Below are 17,635 nucleotides of genomic sequence, written 5' to 3' on the forward strand. Positions count from 1 at the left end.
TTTCTGCGCAGCCTTTGCGTGTTGTTTTGGGCGGATAAAACGAGTACACTGGCGCCTCGCCGAACGGAGGTACTCATGAAGAAAGCTCTGTCAGCCCTGCTGCTCGTAATCGCCATGGGCTCTTTTACCGGCTGCGCCACCACCCTGCCGGCACAGCTGCCGGAAGGGTTCCGGGTGCAGGCACTCGCCCGCTGCGACGCCGGGTCACCATTTGATGCCGGCGCGAAAGGTGCGGTCGCCTGCGTCGACCGCGGCTCGATCCGCCTTTTCGACCTGCAGGGGGTGGAAAAGGCCGCCGCTGGTTCCGCGGCCAAGCTCCTTAGCTTCTCGCCTTCGGGGGACCGGGTGGCTGTGGCCATAGCTCCCGGTGAGAGCACCGTCCTGCGCATCCTGGACAGCACCGGGAACAGCGTGGGGGAGACGCGTGTCGATGGGCGGGTCACCTCGCTCGTCTGGCGCTCGGATAAGGAGCTCCTGGCGGGCGCCCTCGTGGTCAAGAAGTTCAGCTTCGGAACCCAGATGGCGTCGCGTCTTTACCGCTGGGACGGCGCCGGAAAGCCTGAGATCACCCTTCTGGGCGATGTGACGCTCCGCCCCAAGGTGGCGCGTCTGCCCGAGGCGCTGCTTTACAACCAGATGATCGTGGCACTCTCGCCGTACCGCGACGAGATCGCTTACACCACGGTGAAAGACCCGCCGCTTTTCAACCCGTACCTCAAGGTGAACGTCCAGAACCTTTCGACGGGCACCGGCGGCAGCATCGCCGAGGCGCAGTTGGGAGCCGGCAAGGTAGCTTACGCCCCCGACGGGGAGTCGCTCGTCCTCGGCGGCTCGCCGGGGCGCCGCATCTCGCTCCCCGCCGGAAAAGACGTGGAGACCTGGAACGCCTCCGGGGCCGCGCCCGCCCTCTCCCCTTCGGGAGCCTATCTCCTCCTTGGGGGGCACCTCTTCCATAAAAACAAGGAAATCGCAACCTTCCCACCCGACGCCGCAGGGGTCTTCCTGCCGGACGGGACGGGCGCGCTCATCATGTACAAGGAGCGGCTGTACCTCGTCTCCGGACTGAAGGACGAGCAGCCCGCTCCCCTCGCAGGCGACCTGGAACGGACGCTCAAACTGCGCGCCCTGCGCAGCCAGGGGCTCATCACCGACACGGAGTACCGGAAACAGCTTAAGAAGGAGAGTAAATGATGATCCGAGCAGTCCTGACGGCGACCATCCTCGCTGCACTCATCGCGCCCCGCGTATCCAGCGCCGCCGAACCATGCATCCCCTGCCACACCGAGAAGACTCCGGCCGCGGTGGCCCAGTGGCAGGGAAGCGCACACGCCAAGGCCGGTGTCGGGTGCGAGAAGTGCCACGGCAGCGACCACGACAAGATCGTGAGGGGCGAGGCGAAGGTCGGCATGAAGGTCTGCGCCCCCTGTCACAAGAAGGCGTACGAGGAGCATCGCTTAAGCAGGCACGGCATGGGGCTCCACTCCGGGTGGGGATGCACCAGGGGGCTTCCCGACCGCAAGAAGGACGAATGCCGCTTCTGCCACCAGCCGGGCGACGAAATGCCGCGCTCGGACGTGCAGTGCGCCCGCTTTTTGAAGCAGTCCCCGGAGATGGGAGAGATCGGCTGCAACTACTGCCACAGCGTCGAGGACGCCTGCGATTCCTGCCACTCAAAGCACATGACCGACCTGAAGATCGTGCGCGATCCAAACTCCTGTGCCAAGTGCCACATGGGGCCGGACCACCCGCAGTGGGAGATGTGGCAGACCTCGCTGCACGGCACGCTGAACGTAAGTGCAGGCGCTAAGGCGGGTCCGGACTGCCAGACCTGCCACATGCCCAAGGGGACCCACAACGTCTCCATCGGCATCACCATGAACTCGGGCGGCGTCCCCTATCCCGCCGCCAAGGCGGAACCGGCGCGCAAGGAGATGGTGAACATCTGCAGCGCCTGCCACGCACCCGCCTTCGCCAAACGCGAGCTCGAGCGCGGCGACCTCGTGCGCACCCAAAGCCTCGCCATCCTGAAGGAGGCGGAGCACATCATCTGGGACCTGAATGATCGGGGGCTCCTCGATCCCATGCCGGAAAACCGACCGCAGCACCCGTTGAGCGGTCCGCGCCTCGTGACCGACAGCCAGATGCTCTACGAGGACACCTCCCACATCGAGCGGCTCTTCTTCAAGATGAAGAAGTACGACTACGCCCGCACCGTGAAGGGAGCCTACCATCAGAACCCCTCATACACCCACTGGTACGGCAATGCCGAACTTAAGATGGACTTAGTCGACATCAAGAGCGAGGCGAGCCGCTTGAAGGAGCGGGGCCAGAAAGGTGCAGGCGTGAAGCCCCAGGCGGGCGCGGAGGACGAGCTGAAGGCGCTCAAGAACAAGTTCGACAGAGGGGCGCTGAGCGCCGAGGAGTACGCCAAAGAGAAGGGAAAAGTGCTCGAGCAGATGAAGTGACGCCCCGTTTTTAACTTGCCCCTCGGGGGCAAAAGGTGTATCCATGCTCTCCCGCTCACGCGGAGAAGAAACGTAAAACCGAAGGAGAAACATCGATGGGCATTCTCGCCAACACAGTAAGCGTCTGTCACTTCAAGGTTCAGGGTGAGATCCCGCAACAGCAGGACCTCCACGACTTCGTCACCAAGCAGTTGGCGGCGAACCGGTTCAACCCGATTGACCAGGGGAGCGAGGAGATCTCGGTCGGCTGGGCGCACCTGGACGACCCCAGGGTCTCCGACTTCGATTCCCCCGCGGCCTGCTGCCGCGAGCACTACTTCATGTTCACCCTGCGCCGCGACAAGCGCTCCGTTCCTTCCGCGGTGCTGAAGGCACACCTTGAAAAAGCGCAGGAGGAATTCCTGGCGGAAAACCCGGGCATGACCAAGGTGCCCAAGCAGAAGCGGGAGGACCTGAAGGAGGCGGTGCGCGGCATGCTCCTATCCCAGACCCTCCCCACCCCGGCGACCTATGACGCGGTCTGGGACACGAAGAGCGGCATCCTCACCTTCAGCTCGCTTTCGCCCAAGGTGATCGAGCTCTTCGAGGAGCAGTTCAAGAAGACCTTCGAGGGGCTCAGGGTCTCCGCGTTTCACCCGTACGCCCGCGCCGAGAGCGTACTAGACGATGAGTACAAGGCGCTCCTGCAGCAGGCGAACAAGGCGGGGGGCGACAACTACCTGGAGCTCATCAAGGAAAACCAGTGGTTAGGCGCCGACTTCATGCTCTGGCTCATGTACCAGACCATGAACGAGTCCTCCGAGTACACCGTGAACCAGCCGGGGGTGCTCCTCGCCAAGGAAGGTTTCGTCGCCTATCTCGACGACCGCGTCGTGCTCCTGGGGTCGGGGGAGAACGGGGCCCAGAAGATCACCGTGGCGGGTCCCCAGGACCATTTCAATGAGGTGAGAAGCGCGCTTCTCAACAAGAAGCAGATCACCGAGGCGACCCTCCATATGGAGAGCGGCGACGACCACTACAAGCTGACGCTCAAGGGTGAGCTCTTCCACTTCGCCTCCTTCAAGTCCCCTGCGGTGAAGCTCGAGAAGGACAGCACGGTGGACGAGGCGATGGAGCGCGAGGCGGTGTTCTTCGAGAGGATGCTCCTTCTGGAGAAGGGGAACCAGCTCTTCGACTCCGTCTTCGCGGCCTTCCTTGAACTGAGGCTTGGAAACCAGTGGGCGGAGCAGGCCGAGGCGATCCAGAAGTGGCTGAACGTTTGCAGCTTCTGCAACAGGCCGCTGGAATAAAAGAGAAAAGGTTGGCAAAAAAATAAGGGCGCAGGGACGGCTCCCCGGACCGAAATCCGGGAGCCGCCTCTGCGCCCTTTGCTTTGAGGCTGTTGCTTTGATGCGAGGGGGCTACTCCTCCGTGCCGAGGGCGCGGACGATGCGGCCGCCCCCCACCAGCTCGTCCCCCTGGTAAAAGACCACGGACTGTCCAGGGGTGACCGACTTCTGCGGCTCCGCGAAGCGGACCTCGCCGCGCCCTTCCCCCAGAAGCCTCACGCTGCACTCGATCGGCTGCTGGCGATACCTGATCTTGCAGGTGGTCCGCACCTCTTCCCCATGCACCGGAACGACCCAGTTCAGCTCGCAGGCAACGAGCCCGGAGGCGTAGAGGATACCCACCTCCCCCACCACCACCTTCCCCCCGACCGCGTCGATGGCCACGACGTAGAGCGGTTCCTTCCAGGCGATACCGAGCCCCCTTCGCTGCCCGATGGTGTAGCGGTGCGTGCCGCTATGACGCCCGAGCACGGTCCCGTTCACGTGGACGATGTCCCCCTTTTTGCCGGCAACACGTCCCCCCTGCTCCAGAAACGCCACATAGTCGTCGCCGGGGACGAAGCAGATCTCCTGGCTGTCGCTTTTCTGGGCCACGGGGATGCCGAAGCCCCCGGCAAGCCGTCGCACCTCATCCTTGCTGGGCATTTCCCCGAGCGGAAAGATGACGTGTGAGAGCTGCCGCTGGGTGAGCGTGTACAGAAAGTAGGACTGGTCCTTCGCGAGGTAATGCGCCTTAAGCAGGTGGTAGGTCCCCTCCTCGTCGCAACCGGTACGCACGTAGTGGCCGGTGGCGAGGTAATCGGCGCCGAGCTCGAGCGCCTTGTCCAGGAGAAGGCCGAACTTCACGTAGCGGTTGCAGCGCACGCAGGGGTTCGGCGTCTCCCCCGCCTGGTACTGGGTGCGGAAATCGTCCATGATGAGGCGCCCGAACTCCTCTTCCAGATGCACCTGGTGAAACTCTATCCCGAGGTACTCGGCGACCACCTGGGCGTCCCCCTTTGCCTGCGGGTCCTCCCCCTCGCGCCGAAACAGCTTCATGTTGATGCCGATCACCTCCGCACCCTGCTCTTTCAAAAGGGCGGCGACCGTCGATGAATCCACCCCGCCGCTCATGGCGACGGCTATCTTCCTGCCTTTATAATCTGCCGACATATCTGCTCCGTGTTCCTGATTAGCTGCGCATCCATACTTGACCGAATCGCCTTCGTAAGGCAACACTTTTTCGCCTGCCCACCCCTCGACGGGAATGCTGCGTTGCGTACTCAAGTTTGAGCGCCGGATGCCGATTTGTACTGGTATCACCTTCTTTTCTGAACTACACTGGCCGCCGGCCCGTAAACCGTTCAAGGAGAATCACCATGCCCCTCTCCCTCACCATCAGGCGTCTGCTGGGTAACCAGCCGATCGACCTTCCCGTATTCCACCCCATCGCGCTGAGGCTCGTCCACCTTTTGCAAACGACGGACTTCACGATGGGCCAGGTGACGGACCTGGTCAACGAGGACCAGTCGCTCGCCGGCCAGATCCTCAAGATGGCGAACTCCCCGCTGTACATCGGGCGGGTACGCGCCGAGACGGTGAAGGAGGCTACGGTGAGGTTGGGGGCGCAGGAGATAACGAACCTCGCCATGGCGGCCTCCCAGGCGAGCCTCCACGCCTCGGATAACCGCATCATCAACGGGTTCATGCAGTCGCTTTGGCTGCACAGCCACGCCTGCGCCCTGGGGAGCCGCTGGCTCATGCGCCGGGCGGGATACCCGCAGCACGCCGACCAGGCGTACATGGCGGGGCTTCTTCACGACATCGGCAAGCTGTACCTTTTGAAGTCGCTGGAGCGGCTGAACCAGATGGGTGTGGCACAGGCGGCGCTGGAAGAGGACCTGTTGCTGGAGATCTTCGAGGAGCTGCACATAGAGCAGGGATGCCGGCTCATGGAGCACTGGAACATGCCGAAGGTCTATTACAACGTGGTCGCCAATCACCACGATGAGAACTTCGACACCCAGGACATCGTACTGACCGTGGTACGGCTCGTTAACACGGCATGCCGGATGAAAGGGATCGGGCTGGTGCGGGATGCCGACCTCGATCTCGCCGAGCAGACCGAGGCGGCGATCCTGCAGCTCACCCAGGAAGAGATGGACGACCTGCTGGACGTTCTCGAGGACTCCCAGGAGCTGGTTCTCTAGAAAAGCCCCTGATACTCCAGGATGATGGGGAGGTCGGCGTCGGCCCAGTCGAGCTCCAGCATCCGTGCCGGAGGAAGCCAGGTCATCGCCGAATGTTCATGCAGGGTGATTTCACCGGATACGATGCTGCAGATGTAGGGGTAGAGCGTCACATCGAAGGCGGGATAGCTGTGGGTGACCGGCGTGAGCGGGCGCTCGACGGCGATCTCCACACCCATTTCCTCCACCAGTTCACGCTTTAGGCATTCCTCCCGTCCTTCCCCGGGCTCGATCTTCCCACCCGGAAACTCCCACCTAAGCGGCAGGTTCATTGATGCGCTGCGCCGGGCCGACAGGACCAGCCCGTCCCGCTCGATCACGGCGCAGGCGACGTGGACGTGCTTTCTTGTATGCGCAGCACCGGCGGAAACCATGTTCATTTCAATCACCTCGTGCAAGAACGTACGCGACCGTAGATAACAGGTCAAGCGAATATTGGCAGCACGGGGCGCTCAGGAAGCGGACGCGGTTACGGGAGCACCAGCGGGATCTGCAGTTGGAAAACGGAGCCTCCCTCGGGCGCGTTCTCGGCCCAGATGCTGCCGTCCATGAGCTCGGTCATGCGGCGCGCGAGGGTGAGCCCGAGCCCCAGCCCGGGGAAGGAACGGGTGATCGAGCCGTCGGACTGGGTGAAGTCGCTGAAGATGCGTTCGAGATCCGCGGGATCGATGCCGACGCCGGTGTCGGAGACCGAGAACTGCAGCATCGGGATCCCGGCCGTCTCCTGAACGCGCACCTCCAGCCCCACCCCTCCCTCGGCGGTGAACTTGACCGCGTTGCCGAGCAGCATGCAGAGCACCTTGTGCAGCATCACCTGGTCGCTCACCACGGCGGCCGGCAGCGCCGGGTCGAGAAGGATGGCACACTGCAGCCCCTTCGCCTGCGCCAAGGCGCGCGCTTCCATGGCAACCGTGTCCAGGAATGGCTTCAACTGGAACGGCGCGTTCTCCGGGGCTCCCCCCTCCCCTTCCAGCCTGCTGGTCTCGATGAGGTCCTCCACGATCCCCAGAAGCCGCAGGGCCGATTTCTGGACCATCTCCAAGTACTTGCGCTTGTTGTCATCCTCCTCGCTGTTCAGCACGAGGTCGGTCATCCCGATGATCGGGGTGAGCGGCGTGCGCAGTTCGTGGCTTACGCTGCGCAGGAACTCTTTTTTGGCCCGATCGGCGGCACTCGCCAGGGTCTCCAGGAGGTCGCGGTAGCGCTTGAGCTCCAGGTGGTTCTTGACCCGCGCCCTCACGATGTGCGGGCTGATCGGCTTGGTGAGGTAGTCGATGGCGCCCAGCTCGAGCCCCTTGATCTCCTGTTCCTCCTCGATCATGGCGGTGACGAAGATGATCGGGATGTCGCGCGTGGCGGGGTCGCTTTTCAGGATGGTGCAGAGCTCGAAGCCGTCCATCCCGGGCATCATGATGTCGAGCAGGATCAGGTCCGGCTTGTCCGCACGGATGAGTTCCAGGGCGTCGGCTCCGCTGGTCGCGAAGAAAAGCTCGTAGTCATCCCCCAGGCTCTCGCTCAGGATCTCGATGTTGGCAGGTGTATCGTCGACGATCATGACCGTCTGGCGTTTCATGTATTCTCCCTCGCTCGGGGCGCTTACTGGGGCGCCGGGAATATGGCGAGCAGTTGCCGCGCCTTTCTGAAATCGAGTTTTTCCATGCAGGCCTGCAACGCCTGCAACTCGTTGGTGTATTCGCCGCGGGGGACCTGGGCGCAGAATTTCTCGAACTGCCGCTTGGCATCAAGGCTGTTGCGGGCCAAAAGCCGCTCCAGCTTCCCCTTCTCCGCGGTGAAGCGCTGCGGTTCGAAAGCGCCTTCGGATGCGGTCTTCACCGCCCTTGCCGCGCCCGCAGCGGTCGCCCGTGCCTGCGGTTGCTCCGCCGCGCGGGAGAGCGCCCGGATCATGCCGTCCACCATGAGCGAGGGACGCACCGGAGCTGCGTACACCGCACTCACCCCCCACTCGTCCCCGGCCTGCTGCACCTCTTCCAACTGCTCCGCGGCTGCGGCAACGATTACCGGAATGCGACCGTGGTACCGGCTGCCGATACTGCGGCAGAGCTTTTCCACCCCGCCGACGCCCGCAGTGGCGCCGTCGACTACCACCAGGTCGAAAGGATGCGCCGTGTCGTCCTCGAGCGCATCGAGCGCCTCCGCCACGTCGGCAACGGAGCAGAGCTCCATCGGCATCCCATGCAGCATCTCACCGACCCCCTCGACCGAAGCGGCGTCGCCGTCGACGAAGAGCAGGCGCATGCTGCGCAACTGTACCTCTTTGCTCTCTACCACGGCCTTGCCGGCGGGTGGAAGGGCGAAGCCGACCGTGAAGAAGAAGCTGCTTCCGGCGCCGGGAACGCTATGCACCTTGAGCTCGCTCCCCATGAGCTCGACCAGCTGCCGGCTGATGGAGAGGCCAAGCCCCGTACCGCCGAAGCGCCGCGTGGTGGAGCTGTCCGCCTGGGTGAACGGGGTGAAGATGCGCTCCATCTGTTCGGGGGTGATGCCGATGCCGGTGTCCTGGACGCTGAACTCCACGGCGACCTCCCCCTCATCATGGCCGACCGGCTTCACAGCGAGCACCACTTCGCCGCGCTGGGTGAACTTGAGGGCGTTGCCGATCAGGTTGTTCAGCACCTGGGTAAGGCGCAGCGGGTCCCCCATGAGCTTTTTGGGGAGCTCGGGGGCGAGACGCACCCTGAACTCGATCCCCTTCTCCTGCGCCTTCAGGTGGTGCATGTCGGAGATGTTTCCCAGCACCTCATGAAGGCTCAGTTCGGTCTTTTCCAGCTCGACCTTCCCCGCCTCGATCTTCGAGAAGTCGAGGATGTCGTTGATGATGTTCAAAAGGGTCCGGCTCGACGAGCAGATCTTCTCCAGGTAGTCACGCTGCTTCGGGGTAAGCTCGGTCTTCAGGGCCAGGCGGCTCAGCCCCATGACGGCGTTCATCGGGGTGCGGATCTCGTGCCCCATGTTGGCGAGGAATTCGCTCTTGGCGCGGCTTGCCGCCTGCACCAGGTCGCGCTCGCGGCGCAGCTCCAGCGCCTCGCGCTTTGCGGTCACGTCCTCGACCACGCCGATCAGGTACTTGGGCTCCCCTCCCGGGGCGCAGACGAGCGACTTGGTCAGGTTGACCCATACGAGCGAGCCGTCTTTTCGGATCTGCCGGATCTCTATGCTGTAGTTGTCGATCTCCCGGTTTATGAGCCGCGAGAGGTGGCTCTGCTCGGCGGTGCGGTCTTCCGGATGGATGGTCTGCTCGAGGGTCCATCCCATCAGTTCGTCCTGGCCGTACCCCAGGATGTCGCAGAAGCGGCTGTTGATCCTGATCAGGATGTCGGAGAGGGCGATATGGCAGATGCCGACCGCGGCCTGCTCGAAGGTGTTGCGGAAGCGCTCCTCGCTCTCCTTCAGCTGTTCCTCGGCCTTTTTCCTGAAGGTGATGTCGGTAAGAACCCCCAGAAGGCCGTAAACCCGCCCGCGATCGTCCTTAAGCGGTGTGAGGGACTTGCTGACCCAGGTGCCGTCCTTCTCGCGCAGCTCGTCGTGCTCCACGGCGCACCCTTCCTGCATCACCCTGGCGTCCTCCTCCTGCCGCTTTTTGGCGAGGGGGGGGGCGACGATATCGTAGTCGGTCTTGCCGAAGACCTCGGCCGGCTGCAAGCCCAGTTCACGCGCGAAGCTGGAGTTGCAGGAGAGATAGACGAGGTTGCAGTCCTTGAGGAAGATGCGCTGCGGCAGGTTCTCGATCAGGCCGCGGTAGCGCTTTTCGAAGAAGAGCGCGCTTTCCGCCTCCTTGCGCTCGGTCACGTCGTGCACCACGCTGACGACCCTAAGCGGCGTCCCGGAGGTATCACGGAAAACCTCGCCGACCTCCTCGAGGATGCGCTCTCCCCCTCCCGGCCGGAGCAGGGCGTACTCCACGGCGAAGGAATCCCCGCCGTTCAGCGCCTTTTCGACCGCGATGGCCACCGTCTCGCGCCCAGTCTCCGGCAGCAGCGCGAGAAAGGCCCGGTAACTCGCGGGCGCCTTCTCGAAGGGGACGGCGAAGATCCGGCAGAGCTCTTCGGAGCAGTCCAGCCTCCCGCTTGCCATGTCCCAGTCCCAGCTTCCGATCTGTGCTATGCGCTGCGAGATGCGGAGCTGTTCTTCGCTGCGGCGCAATTCGTCCTCGGCCTGCCGGCGCCACTTAAGGCGCAGGAGGTGAATGCCCGCCACAAACAGCATCGCCACCGCACTCACCGACCATGCCTGGGGGCGCAGCGCCGCGACGTACAGGAGGAGCAGCAGCAAGGCGCAGATCGCCAGGAGCATGGTATTTCTGCTGATACACTGAAGTGACCTGTAACCAGAGGGCATGGGTGACCTTTGCACCGGAATTGCGACGTTGTTGACGCGACGAGGACCTTATCGGCGCCGCGCCGAAAAACATTAATGAAATTAGCGGAGAAGGGATCGGTTTCATGGTGCAACGGCTCACGACATCCGCGTTTTTTTTTTACAGTGGTACGGCACCGATGCTGTCGTTTTTGGAACGCTCTGTGCTCTTTACCTGTCGTCCTGTCATTTCAAGGCGGTGTCAATCGTCGTAAGGGGGTGAAACACATGGGAAAAGCGGTCCTGTACATGCGCGACGAGGAACTCCTGGTCAGCCTAAAAAAGAGGCTCAGGGATCGAGGTTTTGCTGAAATAATAGCACCGGGGAGCCCGGGAGAGCTGTTGAACGAGACGCTGTCCAACCATCCAGAGGTGGCCGTCATCGAATACCTCGCCGCAGACCAAGAGATCAAAAGCGTGGCGAAACGGCTTTGGGAAAAGCTTAGCCTGCCGATCATCATGATCGCGGAGAGCAGCGAGGTGGAGGAGGTGCAGACCTGGGGTGAAGCGACGGTATCCACCATCCTCGCGAAGCCGGTGCGCGAAGACGAGCTGGTGGCGGCGCTCGTCCTCTCCATCGCGGCGGCGCGGCGCGTGGAGCGTTTGAAGGAGGAGGTATCTTCTCTAAAGGAGAGCATCGAGAGCAGGAAGGTGATCGAGAAGGCGAAGGGGCGCCTCATGGAGCGGGACAAGCTCTCCGAGGCGGAGGCGTTCCGCCGGATGCAGAGGCTCGCCATGGACCGGAGGATTTCCATGCGCCAGCTGGCCGACGCCATTCTCCTCACCGAAAGCATCGCCGGCTGAAGCCGTTTCCCCGGCGCGGCGTGGGAAAAGAAACGGTTGACACCCGGCCGACCATTACCTATATTTCACCAAGGTAAAGGGGAGTAGCCAACGGTTGAACCGCAACCGACCCGTGTTCGTCAAGACGGCCAAAAGGCCCGGACATGGGGCATGACAATCCTGTCGGCAGGCAAGACCTTTATCCAGTGCTTCAAGCGCCTGGGTAAAGGTCTTTTTATTTGACCAGTCCACGAGGCTCAGGAGGTAACGTCATGAACAGATTCAAGACCGCAGTCCTGCTCACCACGCTCACGCTGATCATGGTAGCCCTGGGAAGCGCCATCGGCGGCCGGGGCGGCATGTACCTCGCCTTCTTCATGGCGTGCGTGATGAACCTCTTCTCCTACTGGTTCTCCGACAAGATCGTGCTGCGCATGTACGGAGCGCAGGAGATCACCGAAAGCGAGAACCCCGCCTTCTACGGCATGGTGCGCCGACTGGCGCTGCAGGGGGGGCTTCCCATGCCCAAGGTCTACATCATCCCGTCCGAATCCCCCAACGCCTTCGCCACCGGGCGAAACCCCGAACATGCGGCGGTGGCCGCGACCGAGGGGATCCTGCGCATCCTCACCCCGGAGGAACTGGAGGGGGTGATGGCGCACGAACTAAGCCACGTGGCAAACCGCGACATCCTCATATCCACCATAGCCGCGACCATAGCCGGCGCCATCTCCATGCTGGCGAACATGGTGCAGTGGGCCGCCATCTTCGGCTCCCGCAGTGACGATGACGAGGGAGGGGGATGGGGCGGCCTGGCACTCGCCATCATAGCCCCCATCGCCGCCATGCTGATCCAGTTGGCGGTGTCGAGAAGCCGCGAGTACCTGGCGGACGAGAGCGGTGCCAGGCTTTGCGGCAGGCCGCGCGCCCTCGCCAACGCGCTCAGGAAGCTGGACCAGGCCTCGCACGTCTTGCCGATGCAGGAGGCGCGCCCCGCAACGGCGCACATGTTCATCGTGAACCCGCTGAGCGCCGGTGCCCTTATGAGGCTTTTTTCCACGCACCCTCCCATGGAGGAGCGGATCGCGCGGCTTGAACAGATGGAACGTTAACCGGGGGGAGTTTTGACAAACAATGAGATGATGTGGATCGCCTTCGCGGTGATCATGACGGTGATGTTCGTTCTGGACCTCTTCGTCTTCAACCGGAAGAGCCATGAGATCAAGTTTAGGGAGGCGCTCACCTGGACCGTGGTCTGGATCGGGCTCGCCATGCTCTTCAACGCCGGGGTGTGGTACGTCCTTGGATCGGCAAAGGCTCTGGAGTTCTTCACCGGTTACATCATCGAGGAATCGCTCTCCGTCGACAACCTCTTCGTCTTCATCATGATCTTCTCCTACTTCAAGGTCCCGCGGGCGCTGCAGCCCAAGATACTGAAGTGGGGGATCATAGGCGCCCTGGTGATGCGCGGCATCTTCATCATGGTGGGGATCGGACTGATCGAGCGCTTCCACTGGATGGTGTACGTCTTCGGCGTCGTCCTGATCTACACCGGGTTCAAAATGGCCTTCGGCGGCGACGAGGAGGTGCACCCGGAGAACAACCCGATGGTACGCTTGGTCCGGCGCTTCGTTCCCATCACCAAGAGGGCGCGGGGCGACCGCTTCTTCATAAAAAGGCGCGGCATCTGGGCCGCCACCCCGCTCTTCCTGACCCTGGTCGTGGTGGAATCAAGCGACGTGATCTTCGCGGTGGACTCCATTCCGGCGGTGCTCGCGGTCACCCACGACCCCTTCATCGTGTACAGCTCCAACATCTTCGCCATCATGGGGCTGCGCTCGCTCTACTATCTGCTGGCCCACGTCATGGAGATGTTCACCCATCTCAAACTGGGAGTGTCGGTCATCCTCGCCTTCGTCGGCGCGAAGATGCTCCTTTCCAACGTGGTGGAGATCCCGCTCGTGCTCTCCCTCGGCGTCATCATCGGCGCCCTCACCATCTCCATCCTGACGTCGGTGCTCCTGACCAAAAAGCAGCACAGGTAAAGGTGACCGGACCTCGTGAGGTCGCCGCCGGGCGCGGCATCACTCCGGTTCTGTTACTTTCTCCTCCTCCCGCTTCACGATCCGGACCTGGGTGATACCGGTCCGGGTCACTTCCTCGCAGGTGAGCAGATACTCGCCGAACGCCACTTTCTCCCCCTGTTCGGGGAAACGACCGATCCGGTCCAGGATGAGCCCGGCCAGGGTGTCGTAGGGAAGGTCCTCACCCAGGTCGATCTCCAGCAGGTCCTCCAGATCGGAGACCGAGATGAAGGCATCGACCAGATAGCTCCCGTCCGCCATCACCTGCACCCGGCTAGGCTCCCCGACATCATGCTCGTCCTCGATCTCCCCAACCAGCTCCTCGAGCAGATCCTCGGTGGTGACGATGCCGCTGATACTGCCGTACTCGTCCACCACGAACGCCATATGCACGCGGGTCTTCTGCATCTCCTTTAGAAGGTCGCTCACCTTCTTTCCTTCCGGAACGAAGACGGGGGGACGGACGATGGAGCGGATGTCGAAGTCCGGCTCGCGCACCATGCGCCCCAGGAGGTCCTTGCCGTGGATGAACCCCACCGTCTCCTCGATGCTCCCTAGGTAGACCGGGTAGCGCGAGTACATGTTGTCCAGCACCCCGTTCAGGATCTCCTCGTTGGACTGGTTCAGGTCGAAGGCGACGATGCGGGTACGCGGCACCATGACCTCCCGCACGGCGGTGTGTGTGAAATCGAAGAGGTTGTCGATGAAGGTGTGCTCGGTTTCGCTGAAGATGCCGCTCTCGTGTCCCTCGGCGACGATATGCTGCACCTCCTCCCGGGTGACGAAGGCCTCCCCCTCGCTCTTCAGCCCGAACAGGGCAAGCGTCGCCTTGGTGGAGAAGCTGAGCACCGAGACCAGGACGCCGGCTACGCGGGCGAGGAGGTTGATCGGTTGCGCCACGCGCAGCGCCACCTGTTCCGCGTACTGAAGCCCGATGGTCTTCGGGACCAGTTCCCCGAGGATGAGGGAGAGGTAGGAGATGGCGCTTACCACCAGGCCGATGGAGAGCGGCTCAGCGGCGTTTCTGACCATCGCGAAGGGGGACATGAGAAACACGGGACGGATGTAATCGACCGCGATGACACCGCCCACCGCGGAAGCGGTCGAGCCGACGACGGTGACGCCGATCTGCACGATGGCGAGCAGTCGGTGCGGGTCCTTTTGCAGCGACTCGATCAGTGCGGCGCGCTGGTTCCCCATGGAGACCAGTTGCGCAACGCGGCTTTTTCTTATGGAGACGATGGCGAATTCAGCGCAGGAGAAAAATCCGTTCAGCAGTATGAGGACGGCTATGACCAGCAGTTCGACGAAGACGGTGTCCAATTACCCTCCGGTAGTTCATGGCTCGCCAAGAAGGTGCCCTGGCTTGCTAATCTCAACAGGTGCTCATTTTCAACGCTAACCGGCACCTTGTCAACCTTTTGTAGTGGTTGGACGGCAGAAGCGGTCGTCTGGACGGGGATGCGGAGGGGGCATCGCCCTTTCAAGGGTTATAGGAAAATTCCCCGAAAGAAGAACAGAGCAGTCCACGAAGCGTCGCAGGTGACCTCGCGCTCCCCCCTTTGCGAATGAGGAGCCTGCCCCCCGTAGCGCAGTTAGCGAAGGGGGAGCCTGCCCCCCGTAGCGCGGTTCGCGAAGGGGGGACAGGGGGATTTGTCTTGAGGGAACCGAGCGGAGGTGCGGCGGCCACCGCTTGGGTGGCCGCTAAAGGGGGGGGCTACTTGCCGATCTTGAAGGAAAGCAGGAAACGATCGTCGCCGCAGATGAAGGGCATCACGAGGGACTCGGCACTGGAGACGCTCTCAAGGGCGTAGTCGTTGCCGTAGATGACGGTTGGGATGGAGAGGTTGATGTCCGCCCCGCCGGGGGAGAAGATGTGCTTCACGTCCCCGCCGACCATGTTGGCGATCTCTCCCATGGCGTCGTTCACATCGTCATCCACCTCGGTGATATCCATTCCGAGCATGTTCGAGGTGACCTGGAGCGCCAGCCGCTTCGGGCAGTGTATTGCGAGGATCCCGGTATGGCTCCCGGCGAGGCCGACCATACTGGTGACCGTCTCGTGGAAGTTGAGCACCGGCTCGTCCAGAGGGGGTTCGTCTACCACGTCGAGCATGACCATCGTGGAGAACACCCCGCGGGTTATATCGGCTATGGTCTTCCGGACCGCTTCTTCGGTGGTATTGGCATCGCTCAAGACCGCGGCATCAAGCCCCATTTCCATCCTCCTCGCTTCCGAGTTGAACTACCATATCGGCTCATCAGCCGGCAAAACAGTACACAGGTGTATTCGGCAGTAATCACTGCGACTTTAGAAACTTTTCAGCAGACCCGGTACTCTCCCCTGGCAAGGGCGAGACAGAAGTCGTTAATCGAGGCGAACTCACGCCGCATGACCTCCCGCACCGCCTCTTCAACCTGGGCGACCTCCCCCCCCGGCTCCATGACGAGTTGGGCGTCGGCCATCTGCGGCTCGTCCACCGGCGCGCCGATCCTGCTCAGGAGCATGACGTTCGCACCCTGCACCCCGGGGACCGACTTGCAGATGGAGCGGGCCATCTTGTGCGACAGGAGGTTGTAGATCTTGCCGACGTGGCTTACCGGGTTCTTACCGGCCGCGGCCTCGGTGCCGATGGGACGCCCGATCGGGATGACGCCGTTCACCCGGTTGCCGCGCCCGACCTGTCCGGAATCCGCGTCCTCGGCCGAGGTACCGAGAAGCGAGAGGTAGACGCCCCCAAGTCCCCGCCCCGCCTGATCCAGGGTGTTGTAGTAGACCCGCACCCGGGCGAAGCCGGTACAGGTCGCCTCCAAAAAGCACCGCATCTCTGCCGCGACGGCCTCTTTCCTCTCGAAGTATTCCCGCTCGGAGTTCACCTTTGCCGCGAGCAGGGGCATCGCGACGGTCAGCTCCAGTTCGTCACCGTAGCGAAGCCCCATCACCTTCACGTCCTCGCCGGTCTCCGGGAAGAGGTGCTTGAAGCGCTCGCCGTTCAGCTCCCGTTCCAGGGAAAGGACGGCGCACTCGGTGGGGCTCAAGGGATAGTAGCCTACCGCGGCGGAGGTGTCGTTCGCCCCCCTCACCGCTCCGGGGCGTGCGAAGATGTCGGTCAGCTCTTGGGAGCCGGGGGCGAGCTTGAAGCGGTAGGCCAGGTGCCGTTCCGGGTCGACGTGGCGCAGGTTCCCCCTGATCCACCCTTTAGCCGCATCGAGGGCGATGTCGCGTACCGGGATCTCCCTGCCGGCAACCGTAAAGGTAGCGCGGTCGCCGATGGTGAGTTCCATGGGCTCCAGCACCTCACCGCCGCCAAAACGCTTCTCGACGCGCCCGGCCGCGAGGAGCCCCTTGTCGATGTTGTGGTGCAGGATGACGCCGAACTCGGCGAGGTAGGCCTGGGAAAGGGCGACCGAGATGGCGTCCATGATGCAGTCGCAGATCTGGTCCGGGTGCCCGGTCCCCTTGCGCTCCACCATTTCGACCCGCTGCTCGGTAACTTTAGTGCCGCGAAACTCCTCAACGACCAGCATCGGCTCCTCCTTTCACCCCGGACGGCGCGGCAGTCCGGGCAATTGAAGAATAGTAGCGGAAAAAGGAGGGGGTGCAATTAATGGGAAAGACGGGGTGAAGAAGGGGGATGGATCAGAAGTGCCGGCGCACCACGAAGCCGCCGCGGGCAATTTTCGCCTGCAGCCAGAGACCGAGCCACATCTTGATGACGCGCCTGGTAGCGGGGATGAGGAAGAAGATGCCGAGAAAGTCGGTGAAAAAGCCGGGCGTGGTGAGGAGCACGCCGCCGATGAAGATAAGGGCGCCGTCTAAAAGCTGCGCCGCGGGAAGCCGCCCCTGGGCCAGCTCGTCGCGGATCTGGCCGAGCACCCGCCCTCCCTGGTGGCGTATGAGCCAGGCGCCCAGAAGGCTCATGGCAAGGAGGATCGAGACGGTGGCGACGCCGCCGATGACCTGCCCCACCTTTATGATGAGGTAGATCTCGATGACCGGGACGATGAGGAAGATGAGAAATAGTCTGAAGAACATGGCTCCCCTTTTTTCTTTGCAGCTTTGTACTCAGCGGCCGAGAAGGCGATCCTTGACATGCATCGCTTGGTGCAAGACACGGATGATATCAACGTCTCCGTCGACGGTGTCCTTAAAAAAGATCAGATGCCGTTGGCAGTGATACCGCTTATATTCGGGCAAAATATGTGAGCAGTCCTGCACGTGCAGCCCACCAGCGGCCAGCTTCTCAAAGCACTTGTATAACGCCGCCAGGTAGGCGTCTCTTTGCTTTCGCCCCCATGTCTTAGACGTGTATCGGCCTATCTCCATGAGGTCTTCCTTTGCCTTTTGCCTCAGGAAATATCTGCCTGCCACG

At 62.5% G+C, this 17,635-nt stretch carries 16 protein-coding genes; 7 read left to right on the forward strand and 9 right to left on the reverse strand.

What is annotated here, in order from left to right; all coding sequences use genetic code 11:
• Positions 1–75: 75 nt before the first annotated feature.
• From E8L22_RS00160 to rdgC, 3 genes are all read left to right on the forward strand, one after another.
• Positions 76–1,191, forward strand: coding sequence for a WD40 repeat domain-containing protein (locus E8L22_RS00160; RefSeq protein WP_136523283.1), 1,116 nt, complete (start codon positions 76–78; stop codon positions 1,189–1,191).
• Positions 1,188–2,465 carry a multiheme c-type cytochrome gene (locus E8L22_RS00165; RefSeq protein WP_246044464.1) on the forward strand — a complete coding sequence of 426 codons (1,278 nt, stop codon included), beginning with the start codon at positions 1,188–1,190 and terminating at the stop codon, positions 2,463–2,465. Before E8L22_RS00160 ends, E8L22_RS00165 begins: the two co-directional genes overlap by 4 nt.
• 95 nt (positions 2,466–2,560) lie before the next feature.
• Positions 2,561–3,754 carry a recombination-associated protein RdgC gene (gene rdgC, locus E8L22_RS00170; RefSeq protein WP_136523284.1) on the forward strand — a complete coding sequence of 398 codons (1,194 nt, stop codon included), beginning with the start codon at positions 2,561–2,563 and terminating at the stop codon, positions 3,752–3,754.
• Positions 3,755–3,865: 111 nt separating this feature from the next.
• Here rdgC and mnmA read toward each other — a convergent pair whose 3' ends face one another.
• The gene (gene mnmA, locus E8L22_RS00175; protein WP_136523285.1) at positions 3,866–4,945 is read right to left on the reverse strand and encodes a tRNA 2-thiouridine(34) synthase MnmA; all 1,080 of its coding nucleotides are present in this window, start codon (positions 4,943–4,945) and stop codon (positions 3,866–3,868) included.
• Between the two features lie 206 nt (positions 4,946–5,151).
• Here mnmA and E8L22_RS00180 point away from each other — a divergent pair, with 206 nt between their 5' ends.
• Positions 5,152–5,982 (forward strand): HDOD domain-containing protein, encoded by an 831-nt coding sequence (locus E8L22_RS00180; protein WP_136523286.1) that lies wholly within the window; start codon positions 5,152–5,154, stop codon positions 5,980–5,982.
• Here E8L22_RS00180 and E8L22_RS00185 read toward each other — a convergent pair.
• The 3 genes from E8L22_RS00185 to E8L22_RS00195 form a co-directional block, all read right to left on the reverse strand.
• Positions 5,979–6,401: a (deoxy)nucleoside triphosphate pyrophosphohydrolase gene (locus E8L22_RS00185; RefSeq protein WP_246044469.1), complete on the reverse strand. Its 423-nt coding sequence runs from the start codon at positions 6,399–6,401 to the stop codon at positions 5,979–5,981. The genes E8L22_RS00180 and E8L22_RS00185 overlap by 4 nt on opposite strands.
• Before the next feature lie 89 nt (positions 6,402–6,490).
• Positions 6,491–7,594: a hybrid sensor histidine kinase/response regulator gene (locus E8L22_RS00190; protein WP_136523287.1), complete on the reverse strand. Its 1,104-nt coding sequence runs from the start codon at positions 7,592–7,594 to the stop codon at positions 6,491–6,493.
• A gap of 23 nt (positions 7,595–7,617) precedes the next feature.
• A complete protein-coding gene (locus E8L22_RS00195) occupies positions 7,618–10,332 on the reverse strand; it encodes a PAS domain S-box protein (protein ID WP_246044471.1) in 2,715 nt (904 codons plus the stop codon).
• 291 nt (positions 10,333–10,623) lie between these two features.
• On the opposite strand from E8L22_RS00195, the gene E8L22_RS00200 reads away from it, so the two are divergent.
• The 3 genes from E8L22_RS00200 to E8L22_RS00210 all read left to right on the forward strand — a co-directional run bounded on the left by E8L22_RS00200 (position 10,624) and on the right by E8L22_RS00210 (position 13,223).
• Positions 10,624–11,199 carry an ANTAR domain-containing response regulator gene (locus E8L22_RS00200; protein ID WP_136523289.1) on the forward strand — a complete coding sequence of 192 codons (576 nt, stop codon included), beginning with the start codon at positions 10,624–10,626 and terminating at the stop codon, positions 11,197–11,199.
• Positions 11,200–11,450: 251 nt separating this feature from the next.
• Positions 11,451–12,290: a zinc metalloprotease HtpX gene (gene htpX, locus E8L22_RS00205; RefSeq protein ID WP_136523290.1), complete on the forward strand. Its 840-nt coding sequence runs from the start codon at positions 11,451–11,453 to the stop codon at positions 12,288–12,290.
• 12 nt (positions 12,291–12,302) lie between these two features.
• On the forward strand, positions 12,303–13,223 hold the full coding sequence (locus tag E8L22_RS00210) for a TerC family protein (RefSeq protein WP_136523291.1): 921 nt from the start codon (positions 12,303–12,305) through the stop codon (positions 13,221–13,223).
• A gap of 39 nt (positions 13,224–13,262) precedes the next feature.
• Here E8L22_RS00210 and E8L22_RS00215 read toward each other — a convergent pair whose 3' ends face one another.
• The 5 genes from E8L22_RS00215 to E8L22_RS00235 form a co-directional block, all read right to left on the reverse strand.
• The gene (locus E8L22_RS00215; RefSeq protein WP_136523292.1) at positions 13,263–14,585 is read right to left on the reverse strand and encodes a hemolysin family protein; all 1,323 of its coding nucleotides are present in this window, start codon (positions 14,583–14,585) and stop codon (positions 13,263–13,265) included.
• Between the two features lie 394 nt (positions 14,586–14,979).
• Complete coding sequence (locus E8L22_RS00220; protein ID WP_136523293.1) at positions 14,980–15,480, reverse strand: chemotaxis protein CheX; 501 nt, start codon at positions 15,478–15,480, stop codon at positions 14,980–14,982.
• Between the two features lie 104 nt (positions 15,481–15,584).
• The gene (locus E8L22_RS00225; protein ID WP_136523294.1) at positions 15,585–16,790 is read right to left on the reverse strand and encodes a methionine adenosyltransferase; all 1,206 of its coding nucleotides are present in this window, start codon (positions 16,788–16,790) and stop codon (positions 15,585–15,587) included.
• A gap of 112 nt (positions 16,791–16,902) precedes the next feature.
• Positions 16,903–17,298 (reverse strand): FxsA family protein, encoded by a 396-nt coding sequence (locus E8L22_RS00230; protein ID WP_136523295.1) that lies wholly within the window; start codon positions 17,296–17,298, stop codon positions 16,903–16,905.
• 30 nt (positions 17,299–17,328) lie between these two features.
• Entirely contained in the window at positions 17,329–17,634 is a 306-nt protein-coding gene (locus tag E8L22_RS00235; RefSeq protein ID WP_281282906.1) for a type II toxin-antitoxin system RelE/ParE family toxin, read from the reverse strand.
• Position 17,635 lies beyond the last annotated feature (1 nt).

The sequence above is a fragment of the Geomonas ferrireducens genome (assembly GCF_004917065.1).
In the GTDB taxonomy this organism is placed as follows: domain Bacteria; phylum Desulfobacterota; class Desulfuromonadia; order Geobacterales; family Geobacteraceae; genus Geomonas; species Geomonas ferrireducens.

Bases quoted from the DNA above. Each gene is read 5' to 3' on its own strand.
- E8L22_RS00160 (WP_136523283.1), top strand. From the start codon at position 76: ATGAAGAAAGCTCTGTCAGCCCTGCTGCTCGTAATCGCCATGGGCTCT.
- E8L22_RS00165 (WP_246044464.1), top strand. From the start codon at position 1,188: ATGATGATCCGAGCAGTCCTGACGGCGACCATCCTCGCTGCACTCATC.
- rdgC (WP_136523284.1), top strand. From the start codon at position 2,561: ATGGGCATTCTCGCCAACACAGTAAGCGTCTGTCACTTCAAGGTTCAG.
- mnmA (WP_136523285.1), bottom strand. From the start codon at position 4,945: ATGTCGGCAGATTATAAAGGCAGGAAGATAGCCGTCGCCATGAGCGGC.
- E8L22_RS00180 (WP_136523286.1), top strand. From the start codon at position 5,152: ATGCCCCTCTCCCTCACCATCAGGCGTCTGCTGGGTAACCAGCCGATC.
- E8L22_RS00185 (WP_246044469.1), bottom strand. From the start codon at position 6,401: ATGAACATGGTTTCCGCCGGTGCTGCGCATACAAGAAAGCACGTCCAC.
- E8L22_RS00190 (WP_136523287.1), bottom strand. From the start codon at position 7,594: ATGAAACGCCAGACGGTCATGATCGTCGACGATACACCTGCCAACATC.
- E8L22_RS00195 (WP_246044471.1), bottom strand. From the start codon at position 10,332: ATGCTCCTGGCGATCTGCGCCTTGCTGCTGCTCCTCCTGTACGTCGCG.
- E8L22_RS00200 (WP_136523289.1), top strand. From the start codon at position 10,624: ATGGGAAAAGCGGTCCTGTACATGCGCGACGAGGAACTCCTGGTCAGC.
- htpX (WP_136523290.1), top strand. From the start codon at position 11,451: ATGAACAGATTCAAGACCGCAGTCCTGCTCACCACGCTCACGCTGATC.
- E8L22_RS00220 (WP_136523293.1), bottom strand. From the start codon at position 15,480: ATGGGGCTTGATGCCGCGGTCTTGAGCGATGCCAATACCACCGAAGAA.
- E8L22_RS00225 (WP_136523294.1), bottom strand. From the start codon at position 16,790: ATGCTGGTCGTTGAGGAGTTTCGCGGCACTAAAGTTACCGAGCAGCGG.
- E8L22_RS00230 (WP_136523295.1), bottom strand. From the start codon at position 17,298: ATGTTCTTCAGACTATTTCTCATCTTCCTCATCGTCCCGGTCATCGAG.